Origin of the sequence: Shewanella jiangmenensis, from assembly GCF_018596335.1 — a bacterium.
Lineage (GTDB): Bacteria > Pseudomonadota > Gammaproteobacteria > Enterobacterales > Shewanellaceae > Shewanella > Shewanella jiangmenensis.
Window position 1 is genome coordinate 391,512 of the sequence record NZ_JAHEPS010000003.1, and the last position, 15,430, is coordinate 406,941.

A 15,430-nucleotide genomic window follows, 5' to 3' on the forward strand; every position below is an offset into this window, starting at 1 on the left:
TCAGTGCGCCGTCTTCTGAATTATGTGACGGTTCATGCTTGCCTGGTCCGGACTCGACATCAGTAAGTGACAAATGTCGGTGGCACTGGCGTTTAGCCACAATTTGCCCAGGGCCGATGCAACAAAACGCACCAGCGCCAGATCGTCGGCCTCATCGACACAAAGCCTAAATTGATGCCATTCGGGGCGACCAAGCATTACGCCCAGTAGCTTGACTGTACCTGACGTATACATGGCGTAGGTCACATGTTCGCGTGCGGCATCACCTGTGGCAAAGCTGGCGGTTTGCTCTAATAGTTCGAAGCTGAACACTTCGGTATCAAAACCCCGGGGAAATCCGGCAAGATCCAGATAGCTATAGCCCTCGGGGTTAGTTTGCTGGTGTGCATCAATGACGGCGTCAATAAGTTCGGGGGCAATTAAAGGGCAGTCGCCGGTGAGGCGCACAACTGTGTCTCCAGGGACTGCGCCTGCTGCCAGCGCTGCCTGGTAGAATCTCGCTAACACGTCAAGTTCGCTGCCTTCATAGCAGTGAATGTCACTGGCGGTTGCCCACGTCTTAAGGGGCGCATCCTCCGGCGTATCGGCAATCGCCAGGATATGGCGGTCAATCCTGTTACTGCGAGCCACACGGGCACAATGGGCGCCGATAAGAGGCAGCCCCTCAATATCCATAAGCACCTTGCCAGGCAAGCGGCTCGAGCCCATGCGGGCTTGTGTGACACAAATGACGGCCATCAGTGTTGCTCCTTGAGAGCAACACTGAGATGGGCAGGTGACAAAGCGGTGCCAAAGGCGATATCACAGGCCGCCTGCTGTCCAAGCACTTGTGGCAGATAACGGGTGTGTAACCCAAGCCCAGGTCTTACGGAGCGAACATTGGATGCGTTAAAAAAGTCGCCTTTCTTGATGTCGGCGCAGACATAGAGAGAGCGGCGAAATTCTCTGCCGCCGGCCTCACTGGGTTTGAGATCGTAATTAACCCGCCCAAGGGCGGCATGGGCGCGGCGAATATCTTTCACCATCGCGGCAAATTCGTCGGGCTCCAGAGAAAACGCTGCATCTACCGAACCATCATTGCGATCGAGGGTAAAGTGCTTTTCGATTATTTGTGCCCCAAGTGCCACCGCCGTAACGCTGGCAATGCTGTCTTTGGTGTGGTCGCTGAGCCCGACGATGACATCAAAACGGCGGGCCAGATCCATCAGGGTGTGCAGATTACAATCTTCAATCGGCGTAGGATAGCCGCTGATACAGTGCAGCAGCGCCAACTGGTTACCACCGGCTGCTCTTACCGTGCGTACGGCTTCTTCAATTTCATTGAGCGTCGCCAGTCCGGTAGAAATAATCAGTGGTTTTCCTGTGCGACTGACACGCTCAATCAGAGCGATATCATTGATTTCAAATGATGCAATCTTATAGGCCGGGGCTGACAAGGACTCCAGCAAATCAACGGCTGACCCATCGAATGGCGAGGAGAACAGTGGAATACCATGATTGGCAGCGCGCTCAAACAACGCCTGATGCCACTCCCATGGGGTATAGGCTTCCTGATACAGCTCATACAGTGTCTTACCTGCCCAAAGGCCGCCGTTAATACAAAACTCCGGCCCATTATGATTGAGGGTAATAGTGTCTGCGGTGTAAGTCTGGATCTTGATAGCATCAGCACCGGCGGCTGCGGCTGCATCGACCAGCGCGAGTGCCTTGTCCAGTGAGCCTTTGTGGTTGCCGGACAACTCAGCAATAACCAGCGGTAATTCTCCCTCGCCAACGCCGCGGCCAGCTATGGAAAAGTGTTTGCTAAAAGGGAAGGTCATGGGCGAGTCTCCATGTCGTTACGCCAGGCGTCGTGAAACAACCTGATCCTGTCTTCACATTTACCGAGAATTGCCGCGGTATCGGTGTGGGCATAGCTTTGTTGGCATGATTCCGCCATCAGGCGATCTTCTTCCAGGATGGTATGGTTGAAGTCACTGAAGTTTGCTACCACTGCGCGCTTTAGCGCACCGTCCTTCGCATGTCCCTGAGCTGTGCCCAGCATCCGTAAACGGTAATGCAGCACTGTTTGAGTACGGTCAATCACATCGTAGGTTTGAACTGACATCAAAGAGCCGTTGGTGATACCGATAGCCAGGTTGGGATACACAAACACATGGTTGTATTCATTAAGTTGTGGATGCTGAATTAATTTGAGCTGCTTTCTTACGCCACTCCACCATTTCTTGGGCGCATCCAACAAGGGCGTATTGCCAAGGTTATGGGGCGGCACGCTGATTATGTCGCACTCAGCCTTGGCAAGGTGCGAAAAACTGTCAGGATGGGTGCCGGGCACGTGATACACCTCAAGCACTGTTTCCACCGCCAATTTCCAGTTGCTCTGCCATTGGTACTTGCCGCTGTGAACAGGGTCGGTAAAGTGGTCCGAAAAGTCTTCCAGCATGCCGTAACAATCACCGAGGAATTCTTTGAGTGATTGGCCTTCGGGTGCCAACCGCACGAACACAAAGTCGCCACAGCTATCGACTGCAAACTGACGTAAGCTCAGTTTTTCTTTTTGTGCTTCATCAAGCTGAAATTCTTGGTTATTTCCAGGAATGCCGGCAAGCTTGCCACCTTCTTTAAAGCTCCAGCAGTGGTAAGGGCAGCGTAGCGGGCGGTTGCCTTTGGATGCCGTCTGTAACCTGGCTTTGCGGTGGCTGCAGATATTCAGCAGTGCCGATAACTCACCATTGAAGTTCTGCACTACGATGGGAAACCCGGCTATCTCAAGTGTCAAAAAGTCATTATGATTGGCCAGCTCATCTTTGAACCCGATAAAAAGCCAGTGCTGTTTGAATACGTTTTCAAGCTCCCGCTGAAAAGTATCTTCGCTGACATAGTGTTCGGGGTTTATGGCTGTGGAGGCTATCATAAATGCGTTATTCCGCCTTGGTTGAATGAACGGTTCTAGGTCGCAACTGCAGGCAAATTCAGCGAGCTTTTTTGTGATTGAGGAGTTTGCCCGCAAGCTCAATTAATCCGCAGCTATCAACAATTTGACGCGCTTTTTGACTCATATTGTTGCGCTTGCATGGATTGTGCCATAGTTGATTAAGCAATTGTGTGATTTCAGCCAGCGAGTTATCAATTTTGGCGTTAACATCGAAGTGTTCAGTGACTTGCCAGTTGCGCATATCCCTTGCCAGATACCAGGAGCCCTCAAGTGATGAGTTGAGCGCCGGGAGCTGATTGTCGACACACACCAGTGCCAGAGTTGGTACACCCATGGCTGCAAGTTCACCCAGGGTGCCGCCGCCGGCGGATATTGCCAGGCCACATTCGGCCATGACCTCTGCCATGTTTTCGGCATTGCGTAAAATCTTAAGCGGGGCGCCGCCGACATTGGCGCGTTGTATGTCATTCTCATCCAACGTAGTCAAACCGCCCACAATCAAGGTGATCGGTACTTTCGGAAGAGATTGAGTCACAGCAGCCAGCAGTGGCAGCGACAAACCTTTGACATCTGAGCCGCCTAAGGTAATCAAAATACGTTGCCGCTGTGCGAATTCGGGGATTGGCGTTTCTCGAAATTCCCGTCGAAGCAGCGTATAGCGAGGTCCAAGAAACAGGAGTGCTGCGCCAGTTGTGTGAACGCCGCTGGCAGATAGGATCTGATGGCTATCGTTAGATACTGAAGCCCTTTCGCTTGGTTCAGTGATGCGGCGACGATACACCGTTTCCTGCTGATCCGGCGCCGGGTTAAGTACTGCATCCACCGGCAATGGATGATTGGCGATGGCGTCATCCAATGCCAGTGTCAGCGCGTGACTTTGCGCTATCGCCTGCCATTCTTGCTGCGTCAGGAAATAATCATCAATCACCAGAACATCGGCATTAAATTGATTGAGATGTTCAGCGGTTAATTGCTCGGGTGCCTGTTGCCATTTAAACCCACGTTCTGCCAGCTTGAATTTGAGCGATTCGGGGCAGCTTTTAGCGCAAAACAGGATAGTCAGATTAACCTTGCCGCTGCCGGCAGTTTGAAAGGCATCGGCCAGCGCCATCAAACGCATCACATGACCCGAGCCGATGGTGGCGGAGGCATTGCCGTAAAACACCAGAGTTTTAGCCTGCAAGGAATCCACCATCCACGTTAAGTGTAGTGCCGGTAATTTTTCGGCTGTGGGGCCCTATCAGGAAGGAAACCGCATCCGCGACATCTTGTGGCGACGCAATGCCAAGAGGATGCGCAGCGATAAGCGCCTGAGATTGCTGTTCACCAAGCATGGCAAACTGTTTATCGGCCTTGGATCCACTGACCAGCGCCGGTGCGACGCAGTTGACCCGGATTTGCTTGTCTGCCAGCTCCAGTGCCGCGCTTTTGACCAACGACGCCAGTGCGGCTTTGGAAGCTGCGTAAAGACAGCGTCCTTTGAGCCCTTTTTGTCCTGCGGCCGAACCTATTAAAATCAGGCTTGCGCCGGGACGGCTTTGCTGCTGTTTGGCAAATGCTGACAGCAGCATGGCCGCTGCAGCAAAATTCAAATCAAAATACTGGCTTATCTGTTGTGGTTTCAGGGTTTTCAGCGGGCTGTAACCTTGAAAACTGGCACTGTGAACTAAGCCGTCAAAGGCGCCGTGGGTTTCAACCAACCGTTTTATTTGCTCCGAAATGCCGTCAAGCTGGGTCAAATCAAACGGGCACAGATAATGCGAAGTGTCAGCCTTTGCCGGCAACAGCGAAAGGGTCTTTTCCAGTGCCTCACTGCGTCGACCTAGCAAACCCAGTTTGGCACCCTGTGAAGCCAGACTATGGCAGATAGCCAGCCCTATGTCGGAATCGGCTGAGGCACCGGTGACCAGTATGTGTTTGTTAGCAAGCAACACTGCCTATTGCTCCAGCGTGAGTGGTGGAAAGTCATCGGTTATTTCAGTCAGCATCGGCGGCGCATCCATCTGAACATCGGCGATGAGTGCGCCCCACGACCATCCAACCCCAAAGCCTCCCAGAAGTAGTTTTTTACGCTCAGCAAAAAAATCGCTCAGACTATGGCATATCGCGAGCGGCACAGAGGCAGACGAAGTGTTGCCAAAGTCTTTCATGTCTATCAGATACTTATCTTCCGGAATGCCGGTTTTTTTCCGTAGATGTTCTAAAATAAACTGATTGGCTTGATGCATCACCACCATATCGAGTGCACCCGCCTCAAGTCCGGCAAGACCGAGCGCATCTTTCACCAGTTTGGGTACGACTTTCAGTGTGAAAGAGAATACCGCCGCGCCATTGAGGTAGAGTCGGGTATCCCGGTAGAGGCGAGCGTTGGTGTCATCATCAAAGGGCGCTTTTTCCGGCATGCAGGGATTGCGGCGACCACCTGCCTTAACGGCAATGTGCTGCCCTCCGGTGCCATCGGTACCCACTATTACGTAAGAATCGGGCCAGTCCGGATCGAATTCCAGCGCAGTTGCGACCCCTGCATCGCCGAACAGCGGCAGCGTTCCTCTGTCGTCAGGCAACAAGTGGCGGCTTGAGGTGTCAGCGCACAGCACCAGAGCGCGCTTACCACTGGCACCCTGCAGCAATTGGCTGGCTATCCAGGTACCGTAAATAAAGCCGGAGCAGCCAAGGCTCACATCCAGGCATGCAGCGGACTGCGGCAGCCCTAATCTTGCCTGCATAAGGCAGGCACTCGCGGGGAGTGAATAATCCTGATCCTGCGACACAAAAATCAGCACGCCGATGCTGTCAGCACTCCAGCCGAGATTACTCAGCAGCCTTTCTGCTGCCGCAACACACATATCCGAGGCACATAAATGCTTTGGCAGGATCCGACGAGAATGGATCCCTGTACTCGCAAACACCTTGTCTGCTTCTTCTTGAGTAAACAGGCCGGGTGTTTCGACGTAGGAATGTCTGTGGGGCGGGACGACGGCGTGCATTCCTGCGATCCTGACTGATTTAATGACAGCTTCCATTTAGCTACCCCATTGAAATTCAGCTATTTTGATTGGTTTCAACTATAACATTGAATAATATAGCTTGAAAGTTGATGGCCGGCAGACTTCCGCCGGGATTGAGTAATGCTGGGGGACACGCAATGGCACTGACTCAGGTAACGGGTGTCGAAATTCGAGGCATTGTCTCAGTTGTACCCTCTGAGACTGCAGACAACCACGACCTTACTCACCTGTTTTCGGTCGACGAGCTTAAGCGGGTAATTGATTCGACCGGTATAGTCCATCGTCGTGTGGCCGGTGAGGGGCAAACCGTGCTAACCATGGCGACAGTGGCCGCCAAAGCACTGCTTGACGACCTTGCATGGGAAACCAGTCCCGGCCTCCTGGTCTGTATCACCCAAACACCTGACTACGTGTTGCCAGGCAACGCTGTGCAGCTCCAGCATCGGTTGGGACTCGCCAAAGATACGGTTGCATTTGACGTAAATCTTGGCTGTTCAGGCTTTGTCTATGGTTTGTGGCAGGCGGCAACCTTGCTTGCTGCGTTACCCTGTGGCCGTGCATTGCTGGTGGTTGGCGATACTACTACCCACATGTGTAGTGGAGAGCAAAGTCGTCCGGTCAGTCCGCTGTTTGGTGATGCAGTGAGCGTGATTGCGCTTGAAAAGTCAGCGGACGCCATGCCGATGCACTTTTCACTCGGCAGCGATGGTGCTGGCGCCCCCTATCTCATTCAGCCTAATGGTGCGGCGCTTAACCCACAAAAGGCTCCGGCCCTCACCATGGATGGCACTCAGGTGTTTGTGTTTACGTTACGTGAAGTCCCTGCGTCAATCACTGCGGTGCTTGATTCTGCGGCAATAAAGGTAAGCGAAGTAGACACTGTAGTGATGCATCAGGCTAATGAAATGATGCTTAAGCGGCTCGCAGATAAGCTTGGTGTCGATAACTCTCAGTTGCTTATTGCGATGCAGCACCGTGGCAACACCAGCTCTGCATCTATTCCGCTTGCCATAACGGATGCGTTGTCAGACAAGTTAGCCTCCACCCGGCAAACTCTGTTGCTTTCGGGTTTTGGTGTTGGTTGGTCATGGGGGAGTGCTGTGATTGCGCTTGGACCGCTGGATGTTTGCAAGACACTTGAAATGCCGCTGCCGGAATTAGCAAATAAGTAAAACCCTTCCAGCCTGCTTTGCAAACTGAAGTACGCAGCAAAAAAACACCCGCCAGTGCGGGTGTTTTGTTAGATTCGAACGCTGCGATTGTCCGGAATAATAATTTCGACTTACTTAAAACTGCATCTCAGGTACGTGCTCGGGCACGATAAGTTTGCCTGCGGTTTTTGAGACGATTTCTTCAACGCTGACGCCGGGGGCACGCTCCAGCAGGTGGAAGGCGCCGTCCTTGATTTCGATAAAGGCCAGATCGGTAAGCACCCGCTTGATGCAACCAAAGCCGGTCAGAGGCAGCTCACACTTGGGCAGCAGCTTGGAGTTGCCGTATTTATCGGCGTGCATCATGGTGACGATAATATTGTCGGCACCGGCCACCAAGTCCATGGCGCCGCCCATGCCTTTTACCAGCTTACCGGGGATCATCCAGGAGGCGATAGAGCCTTCAACGTCCACTTCGAAGGCACCGAGCACGGTCAAATCCACATGGCCGCCGCGGATCATGGCAAAGCTCTCGGCGCTGGAGAAAAACGACGCGCCTTTTACTGCGGTCACGGTTTGCTTACCGGCGTTGATCAGATCCGGGTCGATGGTTTCTTCAGTGGGGAACTCGCCCATGCCGAGCAGGCCATTTTCCGACTGCAGCATGACCTGCATGCCTTCGGGAATGTAGTTGGCAACCAGCGTTGGAATGCCAATGCCAAGGTTTACGTAGTAGCCGTCTTTAAGCTCTTTGGCGACGCGCTGGGCCAGTTGTTCTCTTGAAAGTGCCATTGCGAGTCTCCTTATGCCTTTTTCACGGTGCGCTGTTCGATGCGCTTCTCAAAGCTGCCTTTGATGATGCGGTCCACATAAATCCCAGGGGTGTGGATATGATCTGGGTCGAGCTCGCCCGGCTCAACAATCTCTTCCACTTCTACCACGGTGATTTTACCGGCGGTGGCCATCATGGGGTTGAAGTTGGCGGCGGTTTTACGGAACACCAGGTTACCCATGGTGTCGGCCTTCCAAGCGCGGATAAGGGCGAAATCGGCGGTCAGGGATTCTTCCAGCACAAAGTGGCGGCCCTTGATTTCGCGGGTTTCTTTACCGTCGGCAACGGGGGTGCCGTAGCCAGTGGCGGTGAAGAAGGCGGGAATACCAGCGCCGCCGGCACGGATTTTTTCGGCCAGGGTGCCCTGGGGGGTGAGGATAACGTTCAGCTCGCCGCTCAGCATCTGGCGCTCGAAGGTGGCGTTTTCACCCACGTAGGAGGCTATCATGGTGCTGATCTGCTTGTTTTGCAGCAAAAGCCCCAAGCCAAAGTCATCAACACCTGCGTTGTTGGAGATGGCGGTGAGGCCCTTGGTGCCAAGCTTAACCATATGGTTGATGAGGCCTTCGGGGATGCCACACAGGCCAAAACCGCCCACCATGATGGTCATATTGTCGTTAAGGCCCGCCAGGGCCTGGTCGTAACTGTCGACGACCTTGTAGAGTCCTGCCATCTTGTCTTCCTTTTGTTCTTAACCTGCTGTACGTCAGGTCGTATGCTGTGCTTTGTTCGCCTGCCCGTGACTGGGCAGGAGATAGTTATTGTTATCTTGCTGTGGCCAGGCTGCCCGTGCCACCTTATTGAAGTGGCTAGCTCAGTGCTCGCGCCACTTTGGAGCCGTTTTGTCTGCCAAGGGCGGCGCTGATACGGTTACCGGCCTCAATCAGTTTGCCAAGGTCAATGCCTGTGTCTATGCCCATGCCATGGAGCATATACACCAGATCTTCGCTGGCAAGATTGCCCGACGCACCCTTGGCATAGGGGCAGCCGCCGAGGCCTGCCACCGAGGTATCCACGGTGCTGATGCCGCTCTCAAGGCAGGCCAGGATATTGGCGAGCGCCTGGCCGTAGGTGTCGTGAAAGTGCAGCGCGAGCTTGTCTGCTGGCACTCTGGCCGCCACGGCTTCAACCATTTTACGGGCCTTTGCGGGCGTGCCAACGCCTATGGTGTCACCCAAAGAAATTTCATAGCAGCCGAGTTTGTACAGAATTTCAGACACCCGCGCCACTTCGTTTACGGCTATCTCGCCATCGTAGGGGCAACCGAGCACGCAGGAAACATAACCGCGCACCGGCAAATTGTGCTCTTTTGCTTTTTCTATCAACGGGATAAACCGCTCCATTGACTCCTCAATCGAGCAGTTGATGTTCTTCTGACTAAAGCCCTCGGAGGCTGCGGCAAATACCGCTACCTCTGAGGCATTGGCGTCAAGGGCAAGTTCCAGCCCCTTCAAATTGGGGGTAAGGGCGCTGTAACGCACGCCTGCCAGGCGGGAAATACCCTTGAGTACCTCGCCCGAGTCGGCCATTTGCGGCACCCACTTGGGGGAAACAAAACTTGCCGCCTCGATGCGCTTAACTCCTGCGGCCGCAAGGTTTTCGACCAGCAGAATTTTATCGGCGGTAGTGACCTGCTTTTCATTTTGCAGACCGTCACGGGGGCCGACCTCAAACAGGCTGATATGGGAAGGCAATGCCATTTCAGGCCTCCGCGTTTTTGCTATCGGCTGCTGCATCGGCCGGCTCTAGCGCCAGCAGCAGGGTACCGTCGGACACCAGCTCCCCGGGGGCGAAGAAGAACTCGCTCACTACCCCATCGAAGGGCGCTTCAATGGTGTATTCCATCTTCATGGCTTCCATAACAAGCAAACCCTGACCGGCGGCTACCTTGTCGCCAACGGCGACCAGATGGGTCACCACGGTACCGTTCATCGGTGCCTTGAGTTTATCTTCTGAGCTTGCGGTTTCTTCCAACACCTGGCCCAGCACTTCGCGGAAGTGGTAGCTGCCGCTTGATAGGAACACGGTGAGACCGTCTTCTTCCAGTGATACCGTCACCTTCATCCTGTGGCCGTTGATTTCGCACTTAAGCTCGCGGTCTTCAATGCTGCCACCAAGCTCAATCAGCTTGTCGTTGAGGCGCAACTGATAGCGACCATTTGACTCGGTGAGTTCGGCGCTGCGGCTTTGGTGAGCATCATCCAGCAGGGTCACGCTGTGGCGCCTTGGGCTGCTTAAGCGAAATCCCTTGAGGCTCGACCAAGGGCTGAAAGGATCGTGGCCGGGCACATCCTGAGTGGTGGCTTCCCGCAGCTTTAGTTGGGTCAGTACCGCCAGCGCAAAGGCTGTGTCGGCCTCGTCACGGCTGTCGCCAATCAGGGCATCGCCATAGCGGCCAATAAAGTCGGTGGAGAAGTTGGCATCGGCAAACGCCGGATGCTCGGCGATGTTGGAGAGAAACTCGATATTGTGCTTAAGGCCGCCGACACGGTAATCACCAAGGGCGCGGCTAAGACGCGCCAGTGCGCGGGGGCGCGATTCGTCCCACACGATGAGTTTGGCGATCATGGGGTCGTAGTAGTTTGAAATCACATCGTTTTCACGCACGCCTGAGTCGATGCGCACATGGCGGCTTGGCTCTGGCTCACGCAAAAAGGTGAGCTTGCCACTGGCGGGCAGGAACTCGTTGTTGGGATCTTCAGCGTAAACCCGCACTTCAAAGGAGTGACCGTGGATTTGGATCTCGTGCTGCTCAAGTGGCAGTACTGAACCCGATGCCACCAACAGCTGCCATTTCACCAGGTCCTGGCCAGTGACCATTTCGGTTACCGGGTGCTCCACCTGCAGACGGGTATTCATCTCCATAAAGAAGAAGCTGCGCTCTTTACCTGGCTGAGGGGCATCGAGCAGAAACTCCACAGTACCGGCGCCGCGATAGTCGATGGCCTTGGCCGCAGCCACGGCAGCCTCACCCATTTGCTTGCGCAGGCTATCCGGCAGGCCCGGGGCAGGGGCTTCTTCTACCACCTTTTGATGGCGGCGCTGAATAGAGCAGTCGCGATCAGACAGATACACGCAGTTGCCATGTGAGTCGGCAAATACCTGCACTTCAACGTGGCGCGGCTGACGCAGATAGCGCTCCATCAAGAGCTTGTCGTTACCGAAGCTCGAAGCAGCCTCGCGGCGGGCCGAGTCGATGGCGGCTTTAAGCTCGCTCTCGCCCTCGACAATACGCATGCCCTTACCGCCACCACCGTAGGCGGCCTTGATAAGGAGCGGATAACCAATCTTTTTGGCTTCAGCAAGCAGCATGGCATCAGTTTGATCGTCGCCGTGGTAGCCGGGCACCAGGGGCACACCGGCTTTTTCCATGATGAGCTTGGCGGCGCTTTTGCTGCCCATGGCGTCGATGGCATCGGAGCCCGGGCCGACAAAGGCGATGCCGTTTGCCTCACAGGCGCGGGCAAATTCGGCGTTTTCCGACAAAAAGCCGTAACCGGGGTGAATGGCCTCGGCGCCGCACTTTTTGGCGATGTCGATAATCAGCTCACCGCGCAGGTACGAGCTTGCCGGGGCGCTTTCGCCCAGATAAAAGGATTCATCCGCCAGCGCCACATGGCGGGCGTCGCGGTCGGCGTCGGAATACACGGCCACGGTTTTGATGCCCATATCGCGGGCGGTGCGGATAACGCGGCAGGCGATTTCACCGCGGTTAGCAATTAAGAGTTTGTTAAACATGGAAAATCCCTTAGTCCTTGCTGCCGGTATCATTAACCCAGTTAGGGCTTCGCTTATCGAAAAAGGCGTTAAGGCCTTCCTGTCCTTCGGCCGACACCCGAATGCGGGCGATGCGCTCGCTGGTATAGTCGCGGGTGTGCTCATCAATCACGCCGCTTTGCAGCCGGGCGATAAGCGACTTGCACCAGCCAAGCGCCTGGGGGCTGCCGCTGAGCAGGTTTTGGATAATGGGCGCGGCTGCGGCGTCCAAATCGTCAGCGATTTCATGCACTACGCCTAAGGCCAGTGCCATGCTGGCATCGAAGCGCTCAGCCGTGAGCATATAGCGGCGGCTCTGGCGTGGCCCCATGGCGCGCACCACGTAAGGGCTGATGACCGCAGGAATAAGCCCCAGTTTGACCTCAGACAGGCAGAAACTGGCTTTGTGGCTCGAAATCGCAATGTCACAGCAGCAAATCAGCCCCAGGGCACCGCCGTAGGCCGCGCCGTTAACAAGGGCGATGGACGGCTTGGGGAAGCGGTCAAGGGTATCCATCAGGTTGGCAAGCTCGCGGGCATCTTTGAGGTTGGCATCAAAGTCCATGGCGGCTTGCTTGCGCATCCAGTTCAAATCGGCGCCGGCGGAGAAATGCTTACCGTCACTTTTTAGCACCATCACAGCGCAGTCGCTCTCGTGGGCGAAGGCATTAATGGCCTGGGTCATTTCGCTTATCATCACCTCATCGAAGGCGTTGTGCACCTCAGGGCGATTCAAGATGAGATAACCCACCTTGCCCTTAAGCTCGCAGCGCACGGCACTGAAAGAGGCAGACAGCTCGGCAATGGAAGTCATGGTTGTCATCTGCTTCTCCTTACATGCGGAACACGCCGAAGCGGGTCTCTTCGATGGGGGCGTTGAGGGCGGCGGAAATGGCCAGCCCCAGTACGTCACGGGTTTGCGCCGGGTCGATAATGCCGTCGTCCCAGAGGCGGGCGCTGGCATGGTAGGGATGACCCTCTTTATCGTACTGGGCGATGATGGGGGCCTTGAATTTGGCTTCTTCTTCGGCGCTCATGGTTTCGCCTTTACGGGCGAGGCCATCTTTACGCACAGTGGCGAGCACGCCAGCGGCCTGCTCGCCGCCCATCACAGAGATGCGGGCATTGGGCCACATCCACATCAGGGTTGGCTCAAAGGCGCGGCCGCACATGCCGTAGTTACCGGCGCCGTAGCTGCCGCCAATCAGTACAGTGAACTTGGGTACAGTGGCGCATGAAACAGCCGTCACCATCTTGGCGCCGTGCTTGGCAATGCCTTCGTGCTCGTATTTTTTACCCACCATAAAGCCGGTGATGTTTTGCAAAAACACCAGCGGGATTTTGCGCTGGCAGCACAGCTCGATGAAGTGGGCGCCTTTTTGGGCCGACTCTGAAAACAGAATGCCGTTATTGGCCACTATGCCCACCGGATAACCGTGGATGCGGGCAAAGCCGCACACCAGGGTAGCGCCGTAGTTGGCCTTAAACTCGTCAAAGTCGGAGTCATCCACGATACGGGCAATCACTTCTTTCACATCGAAGGGCTTTTTAAGGTCGGTACCGACGATGCCGTAAAGCTCGTTGATGTCGTACTTGGGCGGTTTCACTTTTGCGAGTTGCAGCTCAACCTGTTTTTGATGGTTAAGACGCGATACCGCCTTGCGGGCGAGCTCCAGCGCGTGTTCATCGTTTTGCGCCAGATGGTCTGCCACGCCGCTGATTTTGGTGTGCACGTCGCCGCCGCCAAGCTCCTCGGCGCTCACTTCTTCGCCGGTGGCGGCTTTCACCAGTGGTGGGCCTGCCAAAAAGATGGTGCCCTGTTCACGCACGATAATGGATTCATCCGCCATGGCAGGCACATACGCGCCGCCCGCGGTACACAGGCCCATCACCACCGCGATTTGCGGAATGCCCTTGGCGGACATGCGCGCCTGATTGAAGAAGATGCGGCCGAAGTGGTCGCGGTCGGGGAATACTTCGTCCTGACGGGGCAGGTTGGCGCCGCCCGAGTCCACGAGATAGATGCAGGGCAGGTGGCAGCGCTCGGCAATTGCCTGAGCGCGCAGGTGTTTTTTCACCGTGATGGGGTAGTAGGTGCCGCCCTTTACCGTGGCATCGTTGGCGATAATCATGCACTCGACGCCGCTGACCCGGCCAATGCCGGCGATGATGCCCGCCGCCGGTACGTCTTCATCGTACACCTCGAACGCGGCAAATTGGCTCAGCTCCAAAAAGGGCGAGCCGGGGTCCAAGAGTTTTTCCACCCGGGCGCGGGGGGCTAGTTTGCCACGGGATAAGTGGCGCTCCATGGCAACCGGGCCGCCACCCTGCTCGATATGGGCAAGCTTGTCTTTAAGGTCAGCCACCAAAGCCGCCATGGCGTCGTGTTTTTGTTTGAATTCGTCGCTGCGTGGGTTCACGCGGGAGGTGAGTTGAGTCACGTCTTGTGTCCTCCAAAGGGCAGGGCTGCTGCCTGCCGCTGTGTCCTTATGCCCCGGCGCGTTGCCGGGGAATGGGATGTGAAGAGTTAGCTTATCGGTTTGGTTTATTGGCCCGGCTTATCGGCTTTGCTTATTTCGTCTCGTTAAACAGCTCGCGGCCAATCAGCATGCGGCGGATTTCTGAGGTGCCGGCGCCGATTTCGTACAGTTTGGCATCCCGCAGCAGGCGGCCGGTGGCGTATTCATTGACGTAGCCGTTACCGCCGAGAAGCTGAATGGCATCCAGCGCCATCTTGGTGGCAAATTCGGCGGCGTAGAGAATGGCACCTGCGGCGTCTTTGCGGGTGGTTTCACCGCGGTCGCAGGAGCGGGCCACGTTGTAAACGTAGGATTTGGCGGCGTTCATGCCGGTGTACATGTCGGCAAGCTTGCCCTGTACCAGCTGGAATTCACCAATGGATTTACCGAACTGAACCCGCTCGTGCACGTAGGGCACAACGATATCCATACAGGCGGTCATAATGCCAAGCGGGCCGCCGGAGAGCACCACACGCTCGTAATCCAGGCCACTCATCAGCACTTTTACGCCGTTGTTGAGGCCACCCAAGATGTTTTCTTCTGGGACTTCGCAGTCTTCAAATACCAGCTCACAGGTGTTGGAGCCGCGCATGCCGAGTTTGTCGAGCTTCTGCGCCTGGGAGAACCCCTTGAAGCCGCGCTCAACGATAAAGGCGGTAATGCCGTGCGGGCCCTTGTCGAGGTCGGTCTTGGCGTAAATCACATAGGTGTGGGCATCGGGGCCGTTGGTGATCCACATCTTGTTGCCGTTGAGGATATAGCGGTCGCCCTGTTTGCGGGCGTGCAGCTTCATCGAGACCACGTCGGAGCCGGCGTTTGGCTCACTCATGGCCAGGGCGCCAATGTGCTCACCGCTGATAAGCTTTGGCAGATATTTTGCGCGCTGGGCTTCGTTGCCGTTGCGGTAAATCTGGTTGACGCACAGGTTGGAGTGGGCGCCGTATGAAAGACCAATCGAGGCCGAGGCGCGGCTGATTTCTTCCATCGCCACCACATGGGCGAGGTAACCCATGTTGACGCCACCGTACTCTTCGGCAACGGTTACACCCAGGAGGCCCATGTCACCAAATTTGGTCCACAGCTCATTGGGGAAGGCGTTGTCGTGGTCAACCTTAGCCGCCAGCGGCGCGATTTCGCCCTTGGCAAATTCGTATACTGCGTCCCGCAGCATGTCTATGTCTTCACCGAGTCCAAAGTTGAGGGTAGAGTACAGGTGGCTCATCTGCTTG

General features: G+C 55.5%; 14 protein-coding genes. 1 reads left to right on the forward strand and 13 read right to left on the reverse strand.

All coding sequences use genetic code 11. From position 1 onward, the window contains the following. The 6 genes from KJI95_RS10455 to KJI95_RS10480 are packed head-to-tail and all read right to left on the reverse strand — an operon-like array spanning position 1 to position 5,922. Entirely contained in the window at positions 1–738 is a 738-nt protein-coding gene (locus KJI95_RS10455; protein ID WP_214507134.1) for a cytidylyltransferase domain-containing protein, read from the reverse strand. Next, positions 738–1,820, reverse strand: a complete 1,083-nt coding sequence (gene pseI, locus KJI95_RS10460) for a pseudaminic acid synthase (RefSeq protein ID WP_214507135.1) — start codon at positions 1,818–1,820, stop codon at positions 738–740. The genes KJI95_RS10455 and pseI overlap by 1 nt, the downstream gene beginning before the upstream one ends. After that, the gene (locus KJI95_RS10465; protein ID WP_214507136.1) at positions 1,817–2,914 is read right to left on the reverse strand and encodes an aromatic ring-hydroxylating oxygenase subunit alpha; all 1,098 of its coding nucleotides are present in this window, start codon (positions 2,912–2,914) and stop codon (positions 1,817–1,819) included. The genes pseI and KJI95_RS10465 overlap by 4 nt, the downstream gene beginning before the upstream one ends. Positions 2,915–2,972: 58 nt before the next feature. Beyond that, on the reverse strand, positions 2,973–4,118 hold the full coding sequence (locus KJI95_RS10470) for a PseG/SpsG family protein (protein WP_214507137.1): 1,146 nt from the start codon (positions 4,116–4,118) through the stop codon (positions 2,973–2,975). After that, positions 4,108–4,869, reverse strand: coding sequence for an SDR family NAD(P)-dependent oxidoreductase (locus KJI95_RS10475; RefSeq protein WP_214507138.1), 762 nt, complete (start codon positions 4,867–4,869; stop codon positions 4,108–4,110). Before KJI95_RS10475 ends, KJI95_RS10470 begins: the two co-directional genes overlap by 11 nt. Before the next feature lie 3 nt (positions 4,870–4,872). Further along, positions 4,873–5,922: a 3-oxoacyl-ACP synthase III family protein gene (locus tag KJI95_RS10480; protein ID WP_250885756.1), complete on the reverse strand. Its 1,050-nt coding sequence runs from the start codon at positions 5,920–5,922 to the stop codon at positions 4,873–4,875. A 158-nt stretch (positions 5,923–6,080) separates the two neighbouring features. Between KJI95_RS10480 and KJI95_RS10485 the strand changes: the two genes are divergently transcribed. Next, positions 6,081–7,115, forward strand: coding sequence for a 3-oxoacyl-ACP synthase III family protein (locus KJI95_RS10485; protein ID WP_214507140.1), 1,035 nt, complete (start codon positions 6,081–6,083; stop codon positions 7,113–7,115). 114 nt (positions 7,116–7,229) lie between these two features. Here KJI95_RS10485 and KJI95_RS10490 read toward each other — a convergent pair whose 3' ends face one another. From KJI95_RS10490 to KJI95_RS10520, 7 genes are all read right to left on the reverse strand, one after another. Then, positions 7,230–7,886, reverse strand: a complete 657-nt coding sequence (locus tag KJI95_RS10490; protein WP_214507141.1) for a CoA transferase subunit B — start codon at positions 7,884–7,886, stop codon at positions 7,230–7,232. 11 nt (positions 7,887–7,897) lie between these two features. Beyond that, complete coding sequence (locus tag KJI95_RS10495) at positions 7,898–8,599, reverse strand: CoA transferase subunit A (protein WP_214507142.1); 702 nt, start codon at positions 8,597–8,599, stop codon at positions 7,898–7,900. Positions 8,600–8,735: 136 nt separating this feature from the next. Next, complete coding sequence (locus KJI95_RS10500) at positions 8,736–9,626, reverse strand: hydroxymethylglutaryl-CoA lyase (protein WP_214507143.1); 891 nt, start codon at positions 9,624–9,626, stop codon at positions 8,736–8,738. 1 nt (position 9,627) lies between these two features. Beyond that, positions 9,628–11,664: an acetyl/propionyl/methylcrotonyl-CoA carboxylase subunit alpha gene (locus KJI95_RS10505; protein ID WP_214507144.1), complete on the reverse strand. Its 2,037-nt coding sequence runs from the start codon at positions 11,662–11,664 to the stop codon at positions 9,628–9,630. Between the two features lie 10 nt (positions 11,665–11,674). After that, a complete protein-coding gene (locus tag KJI95_RS10510) occupies positions 11,675–12,505 on the reverse strand; it encodes an enoyl-CoA hydratase-related protein (protein ID WP_214507145.1) in 831 nt (276 codons plus the stop codon). Positions 12,506–12,515: 10 nt separating this feature from the next. Then, positions 12,516–14,123: a carboxyl transferase domain-containing protein gene (locus KJI95_RS10515; RefSeq protein WP_214507146.1), complete on the reverse strand. Its 1,608-nt coding sequence runs from the start codon at positions 14,121–14,123 to the stop codon at positions 12,516–12,518. Between the two features lie 130 nt (positions 14,124–14,253). Then, positions 14,254–15,423: an isovaleryl-CoA dehydrogenase gene (locus KJI95_RS10520; protein WP_214507147.1), complete on the reverse strand. Its 1,170-nt coding sequence runs from the start codon at positions 15,421–15,423 to the stop codon at positions 14,254–14,256. Positions 15,424–15,430: the final 7 nt, after the last annotated feature.

Coding starts and splice junctions, on each gene's coding strand:
- KJI95_RS10455 (WP_214507134.1), bottom strand. CDS start 738: ATGGCCGTCATTTGTGTCACACAAGCCCGCATGGGCTCGAGCCGCTTG.
- pseI (WP_214507135.1), bottom strand. CDS start 1,820: ATGACCTTCCCTTTTAGCAAACACTTTTCCATAGCTGGCCGCGGCGTT.
- KJI95_RS10465 (WP_214507136.1), bottom strand. CDS start 2,914: ATGATAGCCTCCACAGCCATAAACCCCGAACACTATGTCAGCGAAGAT.
- KJI95_RS10480 (WP_250885756.1), bottom strand. CDS start 5,922: ATGCACGCCGTCGTCCCGCCCCACAGACATTCCTACGTCGAAACACCC.
- KJI95_RS10485 (WP_214507140.1), top strand. CDS start 6,081: ATGGCACTGACTCAGGTAACGGGTGTCGAAATTCGAGGCATTGTCTCA.
- KJI95_RS10490 (WP_214507141.1), bottom strand. CDS start 7,886: ATGGCACTTTCAAGAGAACAACTGGCCCAGCGCGTCGCCAAAGAGCTT.
- KJI95_RS10495 (WP_214507142.1), bottom strand. CDS start 8,599: ATGGCAGGACTCTACAAGGTCGTCGACAGTTACGACCAGGCCCTGGCG.
- KJI95_RS10500 (WP_214507143.1), bottom strand. CDS start 9,626: ATGGCATTGCCTTCCCATATCAGCCTGTTTGAGGTCGGCCCCCGTGAC.
- KJI95_RS10505 (WP_214507144.1), bottom strand. CDS start 11,664: ATGTTTAACAAACTCTTAATTGCTAACCGCGGTGAAATCGCCTGCCGC.
- KJI95_RS10510 (WP_214507145.1), bottom strand. CDS start 12,505: ATGACAACCATGACTTCCATTGCCGAGCTGTCTGCCTCTTTCAGTGCC.
- KJI95_RS10520 (WP_214507147.1), bottom strand. CDS start 15,423: ATGAGCCACCTGTACTCTACCCTCAACTTTGGACTCGGTGAAGACATA.